This is a genomic window from Bacillus sp. 166amftsu (genome assembly GCF_900107445.1).
Lineage (GTDB): Bacteria > Bacillota > Bacilli > Bacillales > Bacillaceae_G > Bacillus_A > Bacillus_A arachidis.
On sequence record NZ_FNQA01000062.1, the window covers coordinates 1 to 1,554 of the forward strand.

Annotated in this window: 1 protein-coding gene and 1 pseudogene; both read right to left on the bottom strand. The window is 33.7% G+C overall.

Annotated features, from left to right (window positions below; translation table 11 throughout):
* Window positions 1-132 precede the first annotated feature (132 nt).
* Window positions 133-258, bottom strand: a pseudogene (locus BLV40_RS27740) (YhfC family glutamic-type intramembrane protease); the annotation flags it as partial.
* A 43-nt stretch (window positions 259-301) separates the two neighbouring features.
* Entirely contained in the window at window positions 302-1,240 is a 939-nt protein-coding gene (locus BLV40_RS27745; RefSeq protein ID WP_090695856.1) for a DMT family transporter, read from the bottom strand.
* Between the last annotated feature and the right edge of the window lie 314 nt (window positions 1,241-1,554).

The following is a 1,554-nucleotide window of genomic DNA, read 5'->3' on the forward strand; positions in this document are numbered from 1 at the left end:
CATCCTAACTCTTCCACAAGGAGAAATATTAGGATTTTACCTAACCGCCATTCATCTCCCACCTACTCATTGAACCATGTCCTACCCATTCCTTGAGGTGGGAGTTTTCTGTCGGGAAATGATAAATAGCCTTGCTCCGAATAAAAATTCAGACTGCCAATCACGTTGTTTCATAAAAAAGCGCATTGCAATAAAGCCAGTAACCTCTTCAAAAAAACCTGCTGATAGACCGATAACTATAGCAAATAAAAAGAGGATGTCGCATTCAATGAATCACACATCCTCTTTTTACATTTCTGTATTAATATGTTTTATACTTTCTATCTTCCTTAGTTTTTCGATCTACAGATTTTATTAGAACACGTAGCTTTTCTTGATCGGCCCATATAACTCCACATAAAACTAGCACCCCACCTATTAAAGTTTTCCATGTTAAGGATTCATTTAATAAACTAATCGAAGCAATAATACTTATAAGTGGTAGAGCATTTAAATATAACCCACTTACTGATGCCGTAACTCTTTCTAATGCCTTATTCCAAAACCAATAAGATAGGATTGTTGCACAAACAACAAGATACGTAAAACTAAGCCCAGCCTTCCATGTATCTATTTGAGGTAGACCATTGTAAAAAGTTTCAATAACCGCAAAGGGGAATAGAATAATTGCCCCTATGATTAATGTTAATGTTGTAAACACTTCATTTGATAGATTTTTTTCTTGTTTTGGCCTTTTTAATAATATTGTATAAAAGGCAAATAAAAAAGTACTTAATAAAATAAGCATATCTCCAACTAGAGAAGCACTTTGATTATTGTTACCAGATGGAATAGTAATACATATTACTCCAATAAAACCTAATATAATCCCAATCCAATAGTTTAACTGAATCTTTTCTTTTAAAAATAACGCCGAAAAGATTATCGTAACTAACGGTAAAGCAGCATCAATAATACTAACATGCAATCCACTCGTTAAAGAAATTCCATATGAGGTAAACATAAAGTATCCTGCCACACCAGTAAAAGATAATACACTTATCCGTTTCCACGGAACATCCCCATTAATAATATTTTTTCGTAACTGCTGAAAAGAAAACAATAAACATATCCCACCAGCAAAGCAAAGACGAAGAAATAATAAGGTGAATGGTTGAATGGACTCTAACGCCCATTTTGTTGGAGCAATCGCTACTCCCCATAGTATAATCGCTACCAGTAACATACTTATCTCTTTCATAAATCTCCACACCCATTCAAAAAGATATATTATGTATTTTTCCCTTGTTGAATATGTTTGTAACTTCAATTTCCAATAAGCTATAAAGAAAACACTAATCCCTTTTCATACATATTGTTTCATTAAGGTATATTTTCTCTTCAATAGTATAACTGATTTATTCCGTATTGTTTTCTCAATCGATAAGACATCTAGTAAAACTTGCAATAATATGTAAAAACACAAAAAAGACGAGTCATTCTGACTCGTCTTAAGGTTGCTTGGCGACGTCCTACTCTCACAGGGACAAGGTCCCAACTACCATCGGCGCTAGA

Bases quoted from the DNA above. Each gene is read 5' to 3' on its own strand.
- BLV40_RS27745 (WP_090695856.1), bottom strand. From the start codon at position 1,240: ATGAAAGAGATAAGTATGTTACTGGTAGCGATTATACTATGGGGAGTA.